The sequence below is a fragment of the Indolivaga alginatilytica genome (assembly GCF_003201355.1).
In the GTDB taxonomy this organism is placed as follows: domain Bacteria; phylum Bacteroidota; class Bacteroidia; order Bacteroidales; family Dysgonomonadaceae; genus Dysgonomonas_A; species Dysgonomonas_A alginatilytica.
Genome location: NZ_QICL01000019.1, coordinates 21610 through 42013 on the forward strand (window position 1 = coordinate 21610; position 20404 = coordinate 42013).

At 36.9% G+C, this 20404-nt stretch carries 15 protein-coding genes and 2 tRNA genes; 5 read left to right on the forward strand and 12 right to left on the reverse strand.

Annotation, left to right across the window (positions count from 1 at the left end; all coding sequences use genetic code 11):
- Nucleotides 1–138: 138 nt before the first annotated feature.
- On the forward strand, nt 139–1401 hold the full coding sequence (locus CLV62_RS13955) for a DNA recombination protein RmuC (RefSeq protein ID WP_110311398.1): 1263 nt from the start codon (nt 139–141) through the stop codon (nt 1399–1401).
- A 499-nt stretch (nt 1402–1900) separates the two neighbouring features.
- Nucleotides 1901–2575, forward strand: a complete 675-nt coding sequence (locus CLV62_RS13960; RefSeq protein ID WP_110311399.1) for a porin family protein — start codon at nt 1901–1903, stop codon at nt 2573–2575.
- Nucleotides 2576–2651: 76 nt separating this feature from the next.
- On the opposite strand, the gene CLV62_RS13965 is transcribed toward CLV62_RS13960, so the two are convergent.
- Nucleotides 2652–3623 (reverse strand): adenosine kinase, encoded by a 972-nt coding sequence (locus tag CLV62_RS13965; RefSeq protein ID WP_110311400.1) that lies wholly within the window; start codon nt 3621–3623, stop codon nt 2652–2654.
- 90 nt (nt 3624–3713) lie between these two features.
- Here CLV62_RS13965 and CLV62_RS13970 point away from each other — a divergent pair.
- Both CLV62_RS13970 and CLV62_RS13975 read left to right on the forward strand, forming a co-directional pair.
- Nucleotides 3714–3787: transfer RNA gene (locus tag CLV62_RS13970), tRNA-Asn, on the forward strand.
- A gap of 33 nt (nt 3788–3820) precedes the next feature.
- Nucleotides 3821–3894: transfer RNA gene (locus tag CLV62_RS13975), tRNA-Asn, on the forward strand.
- A gap of 47 nt (nt 3895–3941) precedes the next feature.
- Here the strand turns inward: CLV62_RS13975 and bglX are convergent.
- Nucleotides 3942–6176 (reverse strand): beta-glucosidase BglX, encoded by a 2235-nt coding sequence (gene bglX, locus CLV62_RS13980; protein WP_110311401.1) that lies wholly within the window; start codon nt 6174–6176, stop codon nt 3942–3944.
- Between the two features lie 261 nt (nt 6177–6437).
- On the opposite strand from bglX, the gene CLV62_RS13985 reads away from it, so the two are divergent.
- Nucleotides 6438–8723, forward strand: a complete 2286-nt coding sequence (locus tag CLV62_RS13985) for a family 20 glycosylhydrolase (RefSeq protein ID WP_110311402.1) — start codon at nt 6438–6440, stop codon at nt 8721–8723.
- A gap of 79 nt (nt 8724–8802) precedes the next feature.
- Here CLV62_RS13985 and CLV62_RS13990 read toward each other — a convergent pair whose 3' ends face one another.
- From CLV62_RS13990 to CLV62_RS14035, 10 genes are all read right to left on the reverse strand, one after another.
- The gene (locus CLV62_RS13990) at nt 8803–9300 is read right to left on the reverse strand and encodes a hypothetical protein (protein WP_110311403.1); all 498 of its coding nucleotides are present in this window, start codon (nt 9298–9300) and stop codon (nt 8803–8805) included.
- 44 nt (nt 9301–9344) lie between these two features.
- Nucleotides 9345–9773: a MarR family winged helix-turn-helix transcriptional regulator gene (locus CLV62_RS13995; RefSeq protein WP_110311404.1), complete on the reverse strand. Its 429-nt coding sequence runs from the start codon at nt 9771–9773 to the stop codon at nt 9345–9347.
- 129 nt (nt 9774–9902) lie between these two features.
- A complete protein-coding gene (locus tag CLV62_RS14000) occupies nt 9903–11111 on the reverse strand; it encodes an ABC transporter permease (protein WP_110311405.1) in 1209 nt (402 codons plus the stop codon).
- A complete protein-coding gene (locus CLV62_RS14005; protein WP_110311406.1) occupies nt 11108–12277 on the reverse strand; it encodes an ABC transporter permease in 1170 nt (389 codons plus the stop codon). The genes CLV62_RS14000 and CLV62_RS14005 overlap by 4 nt, the downstream gene beginning before the upstream one ends.
- A gap of 90 nt (nt 12278–12367) precedes the next feature.
- Nucleotides 12368–13357 (reverse strand): HlyD family secretion protein, encoded by a 990-nt coding sequence (locus CLV62_RS14010; RefSeq protein ID WP_110311407.1) that lies wholly within the window; start codon nt 13355–13357, stop codon nt 12368–12370.
- Between the two features lie 31 nt (nt 13358–13388).
- The gene (locus tag CLV62_RS14015) at nt 13389–14810 is read right to left on the reverse strand and encodes a TolC family protein (protein ID WP_110311408.1); all 1422 of its coding nucleotides are present in this window, start codon (nt 14808–14810) and stop codon (nt 13389–13391) included.
- Nucleotides 14811–15032: 222 nt separating this feature from the next.
- On the reverse strand, nt 15033–15545 hold the full coding sequence (locus CLV62_RS14020) for a hypothetical protein (RefSeq protein ID WP_146212751.1): 513 nt from the start codon (nt 15543–15545) through the stop codon (nt 15033–15035).
- 161 nt (nt 15546–15706) lie between these two features.
- On the reverse strand, nt 15707–18178 hold the full coding sequence (locus CLV62_RS14025; protein ID WP_110311410.1) for a bifunctional UDP-N-acetylmuramoyl-tripeptide:D-alanyl-D-alanine ligase/alanine racemase: 2472 nt from the start codon (nt 18176–18178) through the stop codon (nt 15707–15709).
- A gap of 105 nt (nt 18179–18283) precedes the next feature.
- A complete protein-coding gene (locus CLV62_RS14030; RefSeq protein WP_110311411.1) occupies nt 18284–19267 on the reverse strand; it encodes a GSCFA domain-containing protein in 984 nt (327 codons plus the stop codon).
- 85 nt (nt 19268–19352) lie between these two features.
- On the reverse strand, nt 19353–20351 hold the full coding sequence (locus CLV62_RS14035; protein ID WP_110311412.1) for a M28 family metallopeptidase: 999 nt from the start codon (nt 20349–20351) through the stop codon (nt 19353–19355).
- Nucleotides 20352–20404: the final 53 nt, after the last annotated feature.

A 20404-nucleotide genomic window follows, 5' to 3' on the forward strand; every position in this document is an offset into this window, starting at 1 on the left:
AACAAAAATAGTCACAATAAAGTAATAAATACAGCAGACATTAATAATTAAATAATGTCGTATTAAACACTAATTGCTACTTACTTATTACTTTTACATATAATTTTCAATATTATACATTAGAACAGAAAAGGTGCTATGGAGTTTATTTATATCGCAATAATTTTAGTTTTTTCTATTTTCATTATCTGGTGGATATACTCCTCCGGGAAACAAGAATCTGAAGAGTTGAAGAAAGAAAACCAACGCCTCAAATCGGAGATTGGCAACCTGCAAACCAAACAACTTGAGGCGGTACATGAGTCGGCAAGCCTAAAAGCAGGTCTTCAAGCCAAAGAGGAACAATTAAGACACCAACAAACTGAACTTTTAAATACAAGGGAGCAGCTTAACAAAGATTTTCAGATATTGGCAAATAAGATTCTCGAAGAAAAATCGAGTCGCTTTACCGATATCAACAGACTCAATATGGAATCTATTTTAAAACCTTTAGGCGAAAAATTATCTGAATTCAAAACGAAAGTCGAAGAAACATACGACAAAGAATCCAAGCAACGGTTTTCGCTTGAGGAACGTATTCGCGAACTCGTAGTACTTAATCACCAGATAAGCGAAGATGCCAACAATCTCACCAAAGCTCTTAAAGGAAACAACAAGATACAAGGAAACTGGGGCGAAATGATATTAGAGTCTATCCTCGAAAAATCAGGATTAAAGAAAGGCGAAGAATATTTCTCTCAGGATATGCTTACTGACGAGAATGGACAAAAAATACTGAATAGTGAAAACAAAGCTCTTCAACCTGATATTGTTATCCTATATCCGGGAGGACGTAAGATCGTTATTGACTCGAAAGTATCACTCAATGGTTATATCAGATATGTAGAAGCCGATACCGACGAAGCTAGAATAATATCGGAAAAGGAGCATATTCTCTCCATAAAAAAGCATATCGACGAACTTAGCAGCAAAGCCTATCAGGATTATATAGAGTCGTTAGATTTCGTAATGATGTTTATTCCCAACGAACCGGCTTATATTTTAGCCATGCAATTAGATTCAGGACTGTGGGATTATGCATACCGCAAACGTATCTTGTTAATCAGTCCTACCAATCTTATTGCGTCTCTTAAAGTGGTAGCTGACTTATGGAAGAGAGAGGCTCAAAGCCGTAATGCTCAGGAGATAGCCAAGCGTGGTGCTATTCTTTATGATAAATTTGCAGGGTTTGTAGAAACTCTACAAGAAGTTGGAAAAAACATAGACCGTACTCAAAAAAGTTACGATAAAGCCTTCATTCAACTAAAAGATGGTAACGGAAACTTAATAAGACAAGCAGAAATGTTAAAAGAACTGGGTATAAAACCCCAAAAAGAGCTTCCAAACACCCAAAATCGTTAAATAACATTAATCACGAGAAAATAATGATCTTTAGGTATGTTTTATAACATAAAACCACTTATATTTGTACTGTGTTTTTCATGGTATTAGATTTAAGGTTAACAATGAAGATTGGTTGTCGGGATGACAACCTTTTTTTTGCTCTATAGTAAGAAACTCCGATAATTACTCTTTATTAAAATCTGCTATTCTATATTTTTCGACTAATAAACATTGCTTCACTAAACACGCTGTTCTCTATTTATACAAAACATGTACAATACTTTTAAATGCATTTATAGCTCTTTCAATCCGAAAAAGATGAATACGATTAATGCTAAAAAAGGCTATAAACATAACAGTCACAACAAAAAAAAATCAAACTCAAAACTTCATTAAATAAAGAAATTTAGCCGTATTTCTCCTCAAATAAGGTAAGCATTATCAAATATTTATATATTTTTGATTCTTAAAATAGTCACCAAAACTTTTTTTAGTATCCATCTTATAAAACTAATTTATGAAAAAAGCATTCCTATTGATATTTATTCTATTATTTGGAATTTATAATGCCTCGGCACAAGATTCTCCTTTCAGATTTGGTGTAGAAGCAGGTGTAAACATGTCTAATGCTACAATTGATAATAAAGATGCCGACCCCAATTTTAAAACGGGTTATCAAGTGGGACTAACAGTAGACTATACTTTTATGCAGAATTGGTTGATTCAGTCCGGTCTGTCTTTCACAACTAAAGGCTCAAAAATAGATGATTTTTCAGCAGGAAGAACTATTGGCGGTAATGGTCGAGGCGAAACTCATACATTCAACCAACTTTATATACAATTGCCAATATATGCAGCTTATAGAATAGATGTGTCTGATAATCTGGGTGTCGTTATAGGTGCCGGACCTTATGCTGCATACGGAGTAGGCGGAAAAACAAAACGAAAATTACACAATGGAGTATTTGGTGATGGCAGCACCGAGGTAAAATTCGATACTTTTGGCAATGGAGATGATGCTTTTGAACAATTAAAGAAATTTGACTTTGGACTGGGACTAAATATTAGTGCCGAGTTTAGTAAAATAGTTGTAGGGTTGGGATATGAACACGGATTACTTAATATCGCTGCTTACGATAATCTAAAATATCACAATCGTAACGTTGCTTTAACGTTAGGGTATAAATTCTAAGAAACGCTGGTTACAAAAAATAAGTAAGGGGAAAAATTACTTTCCCCTTTTATTCTAAAAATTCTATAATTTAAGCTTATTTAGCCAGCTCTGCAATCAATTCATCCCATTTAGCATCATCCATCTTTGGACCTACTATTTGTATTACATTTCCGGCAAGTAATGTACCTATCTTTCCGCTTTCGGCTAATGTTTGATTTTTAATCAAACCATATAAAAATCCGGCTGCATATAAATCTCCTGCGCCTGTAGTATCAATACAATTTACTTTAAGGGCAGGTACAAATACTTTTTCGTCACCTCTCTTTATCCATGAACCTTTCTCTCCTACTTTCACAATAGCTATCTCTACATCTTTGGCAAGCATATCCAATGCTGCCTCAGCATCAACATTCAATAATGCTTTTGCTTCATCTTCGTTGGCAAAAATAATATCAATATAATCAGGGATAATCTCAAGTAAAAAATCACGACTAGCTTCTACTACATTATAACTCGCCATATCAAGCACCACCGTTAAGCCTGCTTTTTTAGCTAATGTAATGGCTTTACGGATCAAATCCAGATTTTGCACTAAATATCCTTCGATGTAAAAATAGTCATAACCTACAAAATCCGATTCATTAAGATCTTCTGCTGTTAATCCCGCTGCTGCACCCAAGAATGTTCCAAATGTACGTTGCCCGTCTTTCGAAACAAAAGTTGTTGCAATACCCGAAGCCTCATCATCAGTTATAATTAAATGCGATGTTACTTTACATTTATCAAGATCGTGTTTATAATAAGTTCCATAAAAATCTTTACCCACTCGTCCGATAAAACCCGTAGCAATATCTAAACGTGCAAGACCATTAATTGTATTGGAAGCAGAACCTCCCGAAGCCACAAATTTCTCTCTGTCTGCTATCGCAAGGTGCAAAGATTCCTTTTTCACTTCGTCAATTAACTGCATACTCCCTTTTGGAAGCTCTAACTCTTCAAGTAGAATATCGTTGTCTTTCAAGGCCAAAACGTCCACTAGGGCGTTTCCCATTCCTAATACTTTCATTTTTATTAAATTTTCATGCAAAGATATTGCATAATTCGGAAATAAGCTCTACTTTTGCTACGCTTTTGGAGAAAAGTACTAAAAAAATATTCTTCCTTAGCTCAGTTGGTTAGAGCATCTGACTGTTAATCAGAGGGTCCTTGGTTCAAGTCCAAGAGGGAGAGCTTTTTTTGTTAGAATTATCCGAGAGTTTATACTCTTCCTTAGCTCAGTTGGTTAGAGCATCTGACTGTTAATCAGAGGGTCCTTGGTTCAAGTCCAAGAGGGAGAGCAAAAAAAGCCTAAAGATTTCTTCAGGCTTTTTCCTTTATATAGAAGTTAAAGCAACTCAAATTCAGATTTCAATCTGATATCTTCCGCCGAAGAACCGATCATAAGATCAAATTCACCCGCTTCAGAGTCAAATTCTAATTTTTGATTGTAAAAAGACAGCTTTTCATTATCAATAACAAAAGTAACTACTTTACTTTCGCCCGCGTTCAGTTTTATTTTCTCAAAACCTTTAAGTTCTTTTACAGGTCTTACAACTGAGCCTACTTTATCTCTCAAATACAATTGAACTACCTCTTCGCCTGCATACTTTCCTGTATTAGTTATGCGTGCAGTAACCTCAATAGTTTCACCTTTACTGATTTGTTTCTTCGAAAGTTTCAAATCCGAATATCCGAATGTAGTATAACTCAAACCATATCCAAATGGAAACTTAGGACTATTAGGCAAGTCAATATAAGCAGAAACGTAATTCAAATCATTTTCATTTTTAGCAGGTCTGCCTGTATTGAAATAGCTGTGATAAATCGGAATTTGTCCAACTGATCTAGGAAAGGTCACAGGTAATTTTGCTGAAGGGTTTACATCACCAAATAATACATCAGCAATAGAGTTTCCGGCTTCCGATCCCAACCACCATGTATAAAGAATAGCAGGAACGTTATCAGCAGTCCAATTAAACACTAATGGACGACCTGCATTGATTAGAACAACAACGGGTTTGCCTGTTGCCTGAATAGCTTTTACCAATTCCTCCTGAACACCGGGTAAACTTATATCACTACGGCTTTTCGCTTCGCCGCTCATATCGCGTCTTTCTCCGATACTCAATATTACCACATCTGCTTGGTTAGCTATGGAAACAGCCTCAGCAAATCCGCTTTTGTCTTCTCCTTCTATTTCACACCCCTTAGCGTAAAGCAATTTAGACGTTTTGCCAACTTTATTTTGTAGGCCGTCCCATTGTGATACAATAAATTTATCATAATCTACCTCATCCAGTTCTACTGACCAGAAACCAAGATTTTGCCTGTATTCTTTTACCAAAGGTCCTATAAAAGCAATTGTTTTGGTTTCTTTAGATAGTGGTAAAACATTATTTTCGTTTTTCAACAATACAATACTTTTAGCTCCTATCTCGCGTGCAGCTTTAGTATGCTCGGGGTTATTCATAGCAGCCTCTTGTCTCTTGACATCGCTATATTTATAAGGATCTTCAAATAATCCCATTTCGAATTTCTTATACAGAATACGTCTTACAGCATCATCAACCAAAGCAATATCTACTTTCTTTTCTTTAACTAAATCTGCCAGATTATTTTTATAACATCTACTCTCCATATCCATATCGCTTCCTGCAACAATAGCAGCCAAAGCAGCATCTTTTCCATCTTTCACAAAACCATGCTGCTTCATCTCTCCAATCGATCCCCAATCAGACACCACGAAGCCTTTAAAACCCCATAGTCCTTTTAGAATATCACGTTGCAGGAATACACTCCCGGTTGCGGGAATACCATTCAGGTCATTAAACGAATTCATAAAAGTGGCAGCACCTGCATCTAAAGCAGCCTTGAAAGGAGGCAGATATACTTCCCAAAGCATACGTTCACTCATATCTACCGAATTATAATCACGTCCGCCAACGGCAGCACCATAAGCAGCAAAGTGTTTAGCACAAGCCATTACACTTGTTATATCGCCTAATTTTTCTCCCTGAAAACCTTTTACTCTGGCTTTTGCAATTAAAGAACCCAGATAAGGATCTTCTCCTGCACCTTCCATCACACGCCCCCAACGAGGGTCACGGCCGATATCTACCATCGGAGCAAATGTCCAGTGAATACCGCTCGCAGCAGCTTCTACAGCAGCAATACGTGCTCCTAATTCAATAGCATCTAAATCCCAGCTGGCAGCTTCAGCCAATGGAATAGGAAAAGTAGTTTTATAACCATGTATCACATCTTGTCCGAAAAGCAAAGGAATTTTCAATCTCGATTGCATTGCCATTTCCTGACATTGACGAGTATGAGCCACACCTTTTACATTTAGCATAGAGCCTATCTGACCCGTACGAATCTGATTTTGTTTATCTCCATCTTTCGTTATCGGTCCGGTAGCCGAAGACCACTCTCCCGTGTATTGATTCAATTGCCCGACTTTTTCTTCGAGGGTCATTTGTTTAAGCAAATCATCTACTCGTTTATCTATCGCCGGATTTTGGGCTGTCAGACTTAAAACAGCCGACGCCGTAATAAAAGCGGTTAGGAATGTTTTTTTCATTGATATTAATATTTTATGTAACATTATTGGTTATTCAATCTTCAAATATATTGATTATTTGTCATAATAACACTAACCCCAAATAAGTAATAGAAAAGATTTAATATACATTCCTCAATTATAACTATCAGTTATAATTATGCTTATCGAAACCATAAAAAAATCTAAGATCTAAAATCAAAACCTATTTCTTAATTTAACACACCATATTATCTAAAAATTGTATATTTACATACTCATTCTATAAACCAACTATAAACCATGAAAAAGCTCTTTGTACTTTTATTCCTTCTTTGTGCGATCTTTCTTTGTGCACAAAATTCGAAAGCACAGGAATTACCCCTTATCCCCTATCCTTCCAATATTCAAACCGGAAGTGGAAGTTTTGCGATTAACGGAAATACAAAAATCGTTGTAGCAGACATGTCCAAATTCAACAATGAAGCAACCTACCTGCAATCATTGCTGAAATCGGCTATCGGTAAAGACGTATTTATTGCTAAAAGTGGAACCAAAAATGTAATTGAAATAAAATACAATTCTCAGTTAGAAAAAGCAGAGGCTTATACCCTTGAAGTTACACCCGATAAAATTACTATATCGGCAAGTAACGGGCACGGAGCATTCAATGCATTACAAACTATCAGACAATTACTACCTCCGACTATCGAAACTGTTGGAAATAATACTCTGACATCTGTTTCAATACCAAGTCTGAAAATTGAAGACAGCCCCGCATTTAGCTGGAGAGGAATGCATCTTGATGTATCTCGTCACTTTTTCACTCTTGATTATCTGAAAAAACATATTGACAGACTTGCTCTCTATAAATTCAATAAATTCCATTTACACTTAACTGACGACCAAGGATGGCGCCTTGAGATTAAGAAATACCCAAAGCTGACCAACGAAGGTGCATGGCGTACATTCAACAACCAAGATTCTGCTTGTATGAAAAAAGCGGTAGAGAATCCGAATTTCAAGATTGACCCTCGTTTTATCCATGAAAAAGATGGAAAAACGGTGTATGGTGGATTCTATACTCAGGAAGAAATGAAAGATCTTATCGCATATGCTCAATCGAAACATATTGAAATTATCCCCGAAATAGATGTTCCCGGACATATGATGGCTGCCATCAATTCGTATCCTTATCTTATTGAAGGACAAAAATCAGAATGGGGAGAGCTTTTCTCAACTCCTGTTTGTCCATGTAAAGAAGAAGCATACACTTTTACAAAAGATGTACTACAAGAAGTAATTGACCTTTTCCCTTCGAAATACATTCATATTGGAGCAGACGAAGTAGACAAAAAATCGTGGAGCAATTCAGAACTGTGTAAAGAATTTATGAAAGCCAATGGACTCGAAGATGTGGATAAACTACAGAGCCACTTTGTACACGAAATGCAAGAATTTGTAGAATCCCACGGTAAAAAAATTATTGCTTGGGACGAAATACTCGAAGGAGGTACAAATCCAAATGTAACCATTATGTATTGGAGAGGCTGGGTAAAAGATGCTCCTAAAAAAGCTGTATTAGGAAATAGCGAAGTGATAATGACTCCTACAAATCCTCTTTACTTCGACTATGTTAACAATAATATCAGTGTAAATAATGTATACCACATGGAAGTGATTCCGGCGGATGTACCTGCGGACAAAGCACATCTGATACAAGGAGCACAAGCTAATCTTTGGACGGAAATGATTCCGACTGAACAACAAGCCGAATTCCAGATGTATCCTCGTATGATTGCATTGGCAGAACGCACATGGACAAATAACACCGGTAGGTTTGACGAATTTTCTCAACGTCTTCTAAAACAATATCCAAGACTTGATGCTCTGGGAATAAATTACAGATTGCCCGATATTGAAGGATTTGCCCAAGAGAATGTTTTTATAGGATCAACCGATTTTATGGTAAACAGCCCACTTCCCGATATGACTATACACTACACGCTTGATGGAGACATTCCGACTGTTGATTCGCCCAAACTATCGCAACCCATCTCAATATCTCAACCAACGCTTCTAAAAATGGCTCTATTCAGTTCAGGAGGAGTGAGAGGTGAGATATACAGTCTAAATTTTAGACCTACAACTTTAAGTAAAGCTGTAATAGTAGAAAACACGAATGCAGGGCTTCGTTGCGATTTCTTCAATAAGTTTTACAAAAACACTAAAGAAATAGTAGGTACTCCCGATGAAACATTCGTAGTGCCAAACATTCAAGCCCCAAAAGAAACTAATTCGTTCGGATTGAAATTCAACGGATATATCAATGTTCCCGAAACAGGTATTTATAGTTTCTTCTTCAATTGCGACGATGGCGGAGTGCTTTATATAGCCGGAGAAACTGTTGTGGATAACGACGGACAACATTCTGCCATAATGAAAAGCGGACAGGTAGCCTTAGAAAAAGGCTTGCAACCCTTTCAATTAGATTTCCTTGAAGGAGGTGGTGGTTACACACTAAAACTTCAATACAGTTTCAATGGAGGTGCAGTACAAGAAATTCCTGATAGTTGGTTTAAACATTAAGACCAATAGATATACCATAATAAAAAAGAGCTCAACTATTTGAGCTCTTTTTTATTTCCTACAAAACATGAAAGCTAAACTAGCGCTTTTTTGATTTCCAAGGTTTAAAGACAGAAATTACAATCATAAACAATAACAAACCCGATTGAAAGAATCCACTGATTTCCATAAACCTATTATTTGCAATAAACTCAGCATTATAAACAACTTCCTCTTTCAATTCGCTTATAAGACTCAGATTCTGAGTAAGCGCAGGATGATAAGCAAATGTACCGAACAGTATCTGAGCCACAGTGATTATCCATTTAACAATAATCCATCGATGTTTGAAAAAGCCCCAGTTAGTAAATATTCCATACACAATGCCAATAACTAAACTGGTCATAGCACCCGTAATTATTAGCCAATTATCTACCACAAGCAGTATGCTGTATTTCATATGTAGCTCATCTACCGATTGTGCCTTTGACAAAAATGTAATAAGCACCATAGCTATGGCTCCACTAGTCCATATCATGGCAAATATTAAGTGGAGTATTTTAAGAACTTTGATACCTTTTGATCCTAATTTTTTCATATTGTTAGTTTAATAGTTGATAGTCAATATTTAAAAGAAAAAAATTATTTTGACTCTTCTACATTCGAATAGATACGTTGCAAAAGCTGCTTCAGCAATTCGTATTCAGCCGAATTTATATCTTTGAGTACCTTTTCGAGAGCCAAATCGCCACACTTAAGAGCCAAAGGCATCAAGTTCTTGCCCTCTTCTGTTATTTGAATAGCGTTTTCACGTTGTGAAACATGAATACGACATACCAAACCTCTGTCTTCAAGGTTATCAATGGTACGCTTTATAGCCGCCGCATCCTTGCAAAGCAAAGTAGCTATTTCCTGTTGACTCAATCCATCTTTATAGTACAAGCACCTGAGGACTATAAACTGCGAGTGTGGCAGCTCAATATTGTTTCGCTTAAGCTCTATCCTCAACATTTTATCCAATGAAAAAGAGGCTCTGTTTAATAGGAATCCCAGCGAATATAAATTGTTCATAATAATCTGTTTTTACAAATATATAAAAAACTATTGATTAGTCAATAATTCTATTAAGCATAAAAGAAGAGCACACAATGCGGCTCTTCTTTTACAATAAGGACAAATATTAGAAATAGTTATGTGACCTTAAAATTTACTCATTGAAGGATGTTTTCCTTTATATTTTGGATCGTAATTATCTATCCACCAATAATACATCATAGTGGCAAGTGCCCAATAAACAACCACCTGAACCCACAGAACTACATACTCAAACCAAACATCGGAGAGAGTTGCACCCATCGTATTGATGCTTACAAAACCATGAATGCCCGGAGTGGATGGCAGAAGATATGCAATAGCCTTCAAGACGGGAGGTATAGACACCCAAGGCCATGAAATTCCTGACATAAACAAAAACGGCACACTAGTAAATACAACTAATAACATTACAAACTCTCGTTGAGAACAGAAGTAAGATAAAGTCATAGCAAAAAAGGTAGCCGCCAGAATATAAGGAAAAAGAAACACTGCAATAGTCAAAGGATCTCCAATCTGAGGGAGATTAAACAAATAGGGAACAACTCGCAACACCCATGCAGATGTGATTATATACAGAGTACTATAACAGAAACCCTTACCAATAGTCAATTTCAAGGGATGAATATTTTTCCCTTCCGACATATGGGATGCAACAGTAAATCGCTTTTTATCATTATGAGTACCTACAATAGTACCTATACCCAACAGCAATGTTTGCTGAATAACGAGGATAAGAATTGCAGGAACCAAAAAGCTGGCAAAACCATTGGAGACATTATAGAAGGACACCCATTCATAATCTACCGCTTCCATTGTAGAAGCATCTTGCGCACGTGTGCCATGCCCCATATCGTTCACCCTGATATCAGCTCCCATTTCCAGAGACACTTCCATACAAGTAAGCAGCATTGCCTTATAAAAAAGCATACTACTCATATCAGAATATACTAAAACGGCAGTTTGCTGTGCAGTATTCAGATCAATACTGAATGATGCAGGAATATATATAATTCCGTATGCTTCTTTACGGCGAACGGCTTCGCGAGCTTCTTCCATATCGGCAACATGCGCAACTACATTTACATCGGCGGCTCCATCTACTTTACGCGTAAACTCTCGTGACAAAGCTGAGTTAGACTCATCTACCACGATAACCTTTACTTCATGAACTGCCTCATTATTGTATAAAAAAGCATACAATACCGGATAGGCAAGTGGAACTATTAAGAACAATAGTACTACTGCCGGATCCCGAAAGACAACTTTCAGCTCATGTAACCATACGTAATATATATCAAGCAATAATTTTTTCATTCTTCGTATACATTTTCGTACATAAAGTTTCTAACCCTACCCATACAGATCAATCCCAGAAAGAAAAATCCTAACAGAGTAGCATAGTGATAAGCCGAATATTGCCATGCAATACCATTAAGAGCCTGATCGACATAAATCAAGAAGAAATGCCGAAGAGGAAACAAGAAGCTTAATGCATAAAGGACAGGGCTCATAGCTATTGACGGAAACGAAAAGCCGGTTATAGAAAAGGAAATCATCCCTAATAAACTTGCCGCACTCAACGATAATCTATAATTTCCAAAAACTGCAAGCAACATCAGTCCAAACCCTTGAGCCGATAGTATCAAACACAAGTAAGCAAAGCAAATAGGAAAGAAACCTGAGTTTAACGGGAAATTATTATAATAGTACAATACTGACATAAAGAATAACGACAGTACAAAAAAGAGAATCGTATAGGGTAAAATCTTACCGAATATTGCCTTTACAGTAGAACCACCAGCCAAATCGAGGAACTTACGCCCTGTTCCCATCTTTACCTCAGAACCAAAGCTAGATATAGTAAACATAGCCAGAATCAAAAATATGATACCCGGAGTAAGCACATTATTCAGATATACGGAATAATTAAGCATCGGATTTCCGATAGGATGTGCCTCAATGGATATAGGTTGCAAAATAGGCATTAATTGCCCTTGTGTATAACCTTTTGCCTCCCCCATTCGAAGACCGACAGATGCAGAAGCCAATACACTAATAGTCTTCATATCCTGAAACAATAACGAACCGGATATAAGAAAAGCATTATTAGTATAGAAAACTATCTTGGGACGATTGCCCGAAATAGCATCTTTAGCAAAATTACGGGGAATAGTAAAAACTCCGTATACCTTCCCACGCTCCATTTCTACACGTGCTTCTTTGAATGAAAGACTCTTAAATTTGATATCAGTCTTCGCAAAAGCATCTAACTGACGAACCAAAGATCGTGAAGTCAACGAATTATCGAGATCAACCACAGCAATGGGTATCTTAGTCGGTAAACCTGCACTCATCATATACATGAGCAAACCAAATGTAAGTAATGGAGCAACAATCATCCCCCAGATACAAATCTTGGAAGATAATATACGTTTCCATTCCCTTATGAAGACTACCCACATACCTTTTTCTGAAGCCATTCTTTATTTAAGTAATGTTTATTATTTACTGCTATAATATAGCTACCCCTACTTATTATAATTGCCGAAGCAATAAAAGGTCTGTAACCTTTATTCTTTTATGACAAGCGACATTCCGGGCAAAATATCAGGCTGATTTTCTACAAAATGCCCTCTTACCTCAAAGGTTTTACGGTCATAACCACCTGTAGTTTTAGTTGCTTTCCAAGCAGCATAAGAACCAAGGTCTTTCATATAATATATTTTCAACTGTACGTCTTTATTCAGAGCAGGCACAAAAGCAGTAACTGTTTGCCCTATCTTGAAGTTTTGCAAACGATCTTCTCTCACATTGAAAGTTCCCCATTTGTCCGAAAGATCCATTACATTCATAATCGGAGCACCTGTACCAACCAACTCTCCTACATTAGGGAAACGGTCAGATACACGTCCGTCAACAGGAGAAATAAGATAAGTTTCTGTTATATAAGAATCAACCTCAGCAACAGCACCTTTTGCTCTGTTCAACATAGCCAATGCAGCTTCTTTATCTTCACGTTCAGCTCCGTTTTGTGCCATATCATATTGAGATTTGGCAGCTTTTTCGGTAGCTACGGCAGCATTATAATTTGCCTCAGCCTCATCTCTCTTCTGAGCCGTTGTTACACCTTTATTGTACAAATTTTGAACACGTGTAAAAGACTTCTGAGCGATATCAACTCCTACTTTTGCTTTTTGCCACATTTCGTAAGCAGCATTAATCTGTTCAACCCGCGCTCCTTTTTGAGCTTTGTTACTTTGTGCAGCAGCACCCTGCTCCGCAGCAGTAGCTTGCGAAAGCTTAGCATAAACATCGGGGGCACTAAGTATAGCCAAAGTATCGCCTCTACGAACAGAGTCTCCTTCTTGCACAAAGAATTTCTCGATACGTCCGGGAACTTTGCTCGAAATACGCACTTCGGTTATTTCGGCTTCTCCCTGCAACGTATTATCTTCTTGATTTAGAAAAAAGAATCCATAAATTGCAACAGCAATGATAACTGCGGCAAAACCGAGAATCGGAATAAGTTTTGATCCTGATTTATTATCTTCTCTACTCATATCTGTATTTATTAAGGTCACAGACCTATTTTTATTGTTTTACATTAGTTAAACTTCTACCTAGTGCTTTATTCAAATATACATTGCATAGTTTTACATCAATCTGAGAATCGATCATCTCCGAGTGAGCCGATAACCATGCCGTATGAGCAGCCAAAACATCCGAAGCAGGAATAACCCCTTCTTCGAAACCCAGCGTAGCATATCTCAAGTTTTCATTCGCTTTTTCCATATTTTGCTCCGAAGAAATATACCTTTTGTGAGCTTCATTCAGTTTAAAAGCCGATTGGTTGATTTGTAGTTCTATTTTTTCTTTTGCATCCTCTAACTGATATTCCTGAATACGAGTCTGAGCCTTTGCAGCACTCAGTTTAGCTGAACTGGTCATAAAATTAAGAGGAACACTCAATTTCAGCCCTACATTCCACATTCCACCGAATGTATTCTGAAAACCATCAAAAGCATTGGGGTTTGTCCATGTATAAGCAGCCATTAATCCCAGTTCGGGTAAAAACTCGGCTCTCTCTATTTTTTCTTTGCCTTTATATATTTTAGTCGCTAATTCCAGACTCTTTATTTCGGGTCTGTTGAGCAGAGCTTCTTCAATCGAAGGAGTAATAGGTGCTTCTGTTGAAATCAGCATTTCGCGTTTTTCATCTGCTAAAGCTACTTTTTCTTCAATTTCTAACCCGCATAATTGATTGAAAAGCATTCGGGCTAAACTCAAACCATTATCAACCTTAGTTAAAGTCATATCTGCTTCATTTTCTTTTACCATTACCGACAAAACATCCGCTTTGGTTGCAACACCTTCGGATTCCATTGAACCGACATCTGCATGCATCTTTTGTAGCAATCTGAGGTATGATTCGGCAAGATCTTTTTTATACGCCAATGAAACAATTTGCCAGTAAGAAGCATCCAACTCTGCAATAACATCTTGCAGCTCGGTATCTTTCTTTGACTTTGCCAGCTCCTGAGCATTTTTCATTATATCATTATAAGCCACAATACGACCACCCATAAACAACGGCTGAGTCATAGATATAGAACCTACCCAGATATTTTTTATATCGAGTTCTCCAATAGATCGTATTTTATCCGATAATTCCTGAGGAATTGGTATCTGGGTTCCGGGAGGAATAGGTATTCCTATACCCGACAAATCGGGAATGGTAATGGATCCCGGAATAGCAGAAGAACCTATAAGGTTCAGATTTTTTTCGTTGCGGATATACATTCCGGACGCAGAAAACTTAGGGAAATACTTTAAGTAAGCTTCCTTTTTTTCATAGTAGGCAACCTTTTCTTCCTCGGAGGCCATCTTCAGATGCTTATTATTCTGGATAGCCAGATTTCGGGCATCCTCGAGGCTTAATGTTCTTTGTGCTGATATAGTACCGCTTAAGGCGCCAAAGCAAAACAAAATCCAGAGAAAATTTCTTTTACTCATGTGTTGTGTTCATTTTAAGGTCTCAGACCTATTTAATATATAATACCGTGCATAATCCAATAAATAAGATATATCACCTGATTTAGTTGTTCAAACAACAAATTTACGTAAAAGTACACTCTTTACATTATATAAACAACACCTCAATATCTCTTTTGGTTCGGAATATTTAAATTCGGTGAAAAAATATATTCATGTCGTGCTTTTAATATAAAAAACATATTAACGCCCACCCACCCATAAAGAAGAATTTAGAAATTTAGCCTGAATGTCGGCAACTGCTGTTGTGCCGTCGGTCAGAGTAATTTCAAAGGAAACCTGAAATTTGCATTTGTTTTCTTTGTCGTTATTACCAAGTTGTTTAATTCTAACCCGACCTTCGGAGATATTATTCATATTTGTTCCATCGCCTACATAAAAATTACGCAATATCACACTCCAGTTAGGATTATCCTGCGTAAGTGTAAACCAATTTCCGGTAAGAGTTGTAGGCATCTTTATCTCTATATGCGATTGATTGTAGGTAGCCTCAGAATCTTCAATGATGAACTGAATGCACGTGATGTCGTTTTCAGGCCATGTAGTATATCCTGCCTCTACTATTTTGTGATCGTTTCCACCTACTCGGATTGTTCCCATCGGTTCTTGTGTGTCGTCATCCTTAGAACAAGAATTCAATGAAAAACAGATCATGATAGTTATGATAGAGATAAGTAGAAAGTTAATATTTTTCATAGCGTTGAATTTTAACATCTTATTACAAACAAAAATAGTAAAAAAATAATAAGATAAGTTGTTAACCGGAAAGAAAAGGACGGGAAGTCGCAAAAAATAGTCGGAAGATTTTTCTTCCAACCATTTCTAATTTTTCTACCCTATCAAATATATAGTAAAGATTATTCTCTGAAATAAATTCTCCTAACCCTCGATGATACAGAGGTTAATACCTCATAAGGAATAGTATTGATCTTCTTAGCCTGATCTATAACAGATAATTCATCTCCAAAAAGAATTACCTCATCGCCCTCTTTAATATCGAGTCCAGTGATTTCGATCATAGACAAGTCCATACAGATATTGCCGATAATAGGAACCAAATGACCATTGACCAACACATGCCCGTTTCTATTTCCAAATTGACGGCTCAAACCATCTGCATATCCTATACGGATAGTTGCAATAGAAGCATCATGATCAAGGTCACCCCTTCTGCCATACCCAACAGTTTCTCCTTTTTTGAGATGTTTTATTTGCAGGATCGTCGTTTTAAGCGTACAAACATTACGCAAACCGTCTAAGCCACTGGCACTAATGCCATACAAGCTGATACCTAAGCGCACCATATCCATTTGCTCTTCGGGGAAACGTTCGATACCTGCCGAATTAAGAATATGTCGCCAAATGGGATAGTCCAATCCATCTTGTAATGCCGATGCAAGCTTTTTAAATAACGAAATCTGCTGTGTTGTAAAATCGTCAAACGCCCAACTTTCGCTCGCTGCTAAATGTGAGAATGTCGATTTCACCTTAAGAGCTTGTTGCGATCTTAAACGCTCTAACAATAAAGGTATATCTTCTTCGGCAAAGCCAAGACGATGCATACCCGTATCCATCTTTATATGAATAGGAAAATCGGAGATTCCCCTGCGTTGTGCTTCTTTTATAAAGGCATCGAGAATTCTGAAATTATAAACTTCGGGTTCGAGATACGATTCAAATAACTGATTAAAACCCGATACTTCAGGATTAAGCACAATTATAGGAGTCTTTATTCCTGCTTTTCGCAATACAACCCCTTCTTCGGCAATTGCCACAGCAAAATAATCGCATTTATGATATTGAAGTATCTTAGCAACCTCTTCGGAACCCGACCCGTAAGCATCTGCCTTAACCATACAGATAATCTTTGTGTCAGGATTCATTCTCGAGCGGTGGAATTTAAAATTATGAAGTATAGCATCGAGATTTATATCCAACACCGTCTCATGATTCTTTTGCTCTATAAGCTCGCTGATACGTTCAAATTCAAAATGACGTGATCCTTTTAATAAGATCGTTTCTTCATGAAATTCGTTCCATATTCCGGAAGAGATAAAGTCCTCAGTAGAATCAAAGAAGATATGGGGAATATTCGCAAACAACTTTTGCTGATCCGAGATATGATGACCTATACCAATAATCCGACCAATGCTAGCAGAATCTGCCAGATCTGAAACCGATTTATATAGAGCCTCATCCGAAAATCCCGATTGCAATATATCCGAGAGAATAAGAGTTCGTTTCGGAGAATCCTCAGCAGATTGTTGTCCCAAGAAAGACAGTGCAATCTTCAACGAGTTGATATCCGAATTATATGTATCGTTTACAATTATATTATTATTCTTACCTCTACGCACATCCAGACGCATAGCTACCGGTTCAAGCTGTTTTACCTTTTCCTGTATAGTTTTGATAGATGTAGTCAGATATAACGCTGCCGCTATACTGCTAGTGACATTTTCGACAGAAGCATCATCCGTAAAGGGTAATTCTACCGTAAATGGTAAGCCGAGAAAAGAGTAGGTAATAAACGATTTAGCTTCGAGCTTCTCAACTTTCAGTATAAGTAAGGGACTGTTAGACCGATTGTTATAAGACCATGTAAAACTTTTTTGAGACAGACAAGTAGCCTCCATACATTCATCAAGAAGTTTATTACCCTCTTCACAAATTATAACATCGCAATTGACAAATAACTCTAATTTTTCGAGACATTTTTGCTTCAAATTCTTGAAGTTCTCTTGGTGAGCATCTCCAATATTTGTAAACACTCCGATAGTTGGCTGTATTATTTTTTGCAGACGGGTCATTTCGTTAGGCATAGAAATACCAGCCTCGAAGAGCCCTAGTTCTGTATTTTCATTCAATTGCCATACCGACAAAGGAACTCCCAATTGAGAGTTATAACTACGTGGCGATCGGGTTATATTCTTCTCTGAACCTAACATCTGATATATCCATTCCTTCACAATGGTTTTACCGTTACTTCCCGTTATAGCTATAACAGGGATATCAAAGTGTTCGCGATGAAAAGTCGCCACCTTTTGCAAGGCCAGCAAAGAGTCTTTGACATGTAAAAGATTTATGTCTTTAAGATTCTTCCATTCGGGATGAATAGTTTGTACAACAAAATGTCGTACACCCAGATTGTACAATTCATCAACATACTTATGCCCGTCGTTATTTGCCGTCTTCAACGCAAAAAACAATGTCTCTCCGGGATTAAAAACTTCACGACTGTCGCTCAACAAATGACTTATGGGCGATTCGGGATTGTTTACCTCTTTTATTTTTAATGTCTTGGCAATTTCAGAGATAGTATATGTCATTTCTATATTTAGTTTTTAGAACTCTCAGTTTACTTCAATAAGTAACTAATTAAAGTCTTTTTTGTTGAATAATAAAGCAGCAAATATTTACTCGGTTTATACTCTTTAGGAGAGTTTTTTCTCAAGTAACAAAAGCTCCTTTTCACAATCAGAGTAAGGATATTTATTTCGTAAAGATTTGACCTTTAACAAAGTTTGTTTTAAAAATTGTTTATGCTCCTCTGTCTCTTCATTAAAAGGTCGATGACCAATTGCTCTACTAATATTCTGCCATTCGACACATAATTTTCGGGTCTCTTCATCTAAATAAGTAGCAGTAAAAACATCCCAGATATATTGTATAGCTACATCATTGGGGTGGATCATATCTTCGGCATAAAACCGATAATCTCTCAACTCATCCAAAACGATTTCATAAGACGGAAAATAATACAGGTTGGAGAACTTATTCATTAACTCGTCAATAGCAAGAAGTAAAACAGCTTTACTCAATTGATTATTGTGTGCCCCGTCTTTCCAATGGCGAATAGGACTTACGGTGAACATAATCTTCAAATCGGGATTAATTCTTAGAGACTCTTCTATAAGCTTACTCCATGAAAAAACAATTTCCGATACAGAAAGTTTTTCTCTATTAAAGATATTTAAAGGCTGTTTATGACAATTAGCAACTACTTGTTCTGTTTCTTTGAGATTAAAAGCATAGGCAGTGCCAAAAGTAATGAGCAGAACTTCGGCTTCTTTCAAGTCGGCAGAAGCTTTTTCTCTGGTTTCATTTATAGTTTTAAGAAAGCTATCTTTATCAGAACTTGAAAATACACTGTGATGAAAATAAGTTCGGTAAATTCCCTGATGATGAAAAATGTCATCTTCTGTAAAAACTCTATTTTGCTGTAACATCTCTATTGCCTGGGCGATAGAAGCGGGATTATAAAGTACGCCGAAAGGATTTACATTGACCGAAAATTTATTTTCGAGAAGTTTTTTCCCTATATTTTCGGCAAAGCAAGACCCAAACAAAACTATTTTTGTTTGATGATTAATTCTTAGTTCTGATTTTGGGACTTCAACCTTTTTCCTGAATTCCATTCAAATAAAATTCTAAAATAAGTAACATTCAATATAACTAAGTTTGGTTATTCTACCTACAAAAAAAGTAGAAAGGCTTATCTCCTTAATATTCTTTTTCGTTAGCCAAGTTCCATGCATTCAAATAAGATGCTTTAGTTATCTCAACTAATTTTCCCCAATTAATTTTCGAGAACTCATCACTTGGTTTGTGATAATCGGGATGCCCATCAGTATGATACCAAATAATCGGAACACCTGCCTTTGCAAAAGACCCATTATCACTTCCTCCCACAGGCTTATCCCAAGGTGTGTAATTAGGAGTCAATTGCAAATCATATTTTTTGATATCATCTTTCAGCCATTTACCAAAAGCAGGATTAGCTTCGGTATAGAAATAAACTACATAAGAAGGATTTGCTTCATCATTATTACGCCCTATCATATCGAAGTTTAGATAGCCTTTCACTTGATTGATAAATGTACAGTTTTGTGTAAAATATTTAGAACCCAATAAGCCATCTTCTTCGCCATCCCAAAATGCAAAAATTACATTACGCTGAGGCTGAACCCCACTTTCAACAAATGCTTTTGCGATCTGCATTACGGCCGATACACCAGATGCATTATCGTCAGCTCCGTTATATATTTGATCGCCCACCAAATTTGTATCCATTCCCAGATGGTCGAAGTGAGCTCCCACTATCACATATTCATTTTTGTTGACTCCGGGAATCATTCCCAGAACATTTCGCAGATTCAAAACACGATGAACTCCTTGTTTATATTTAGCGATTGAATCGGGATTTACCTGATATCTTTTCTTTTGTTTAAAATCTTCACTATATGCTTCAAAAGGTTGAAAATAGGTTTCACTTAAAGACTGAATACCCAAAGCCGTAAGATATGAAGCTAAATATTCTGAGGCTACTTGTCCTCCTAAAGCTCCGGCTCCACGCCCTTGAAGAGCATCACTTGCCAAAAAGCCAACTGCCGCTTTCGCCCCTCTTTCCGAGATCGAATTTAGTCCTTTTTCGATAGGCTTCTGAGCAAAAGCACTTAACAACGAAACACTTAATAATAAAACAGACAAATAAATTTTCATGATAATAGATTTTCGGGATAAAGTTGCTTTATCCTTACATACAACAAATCTGG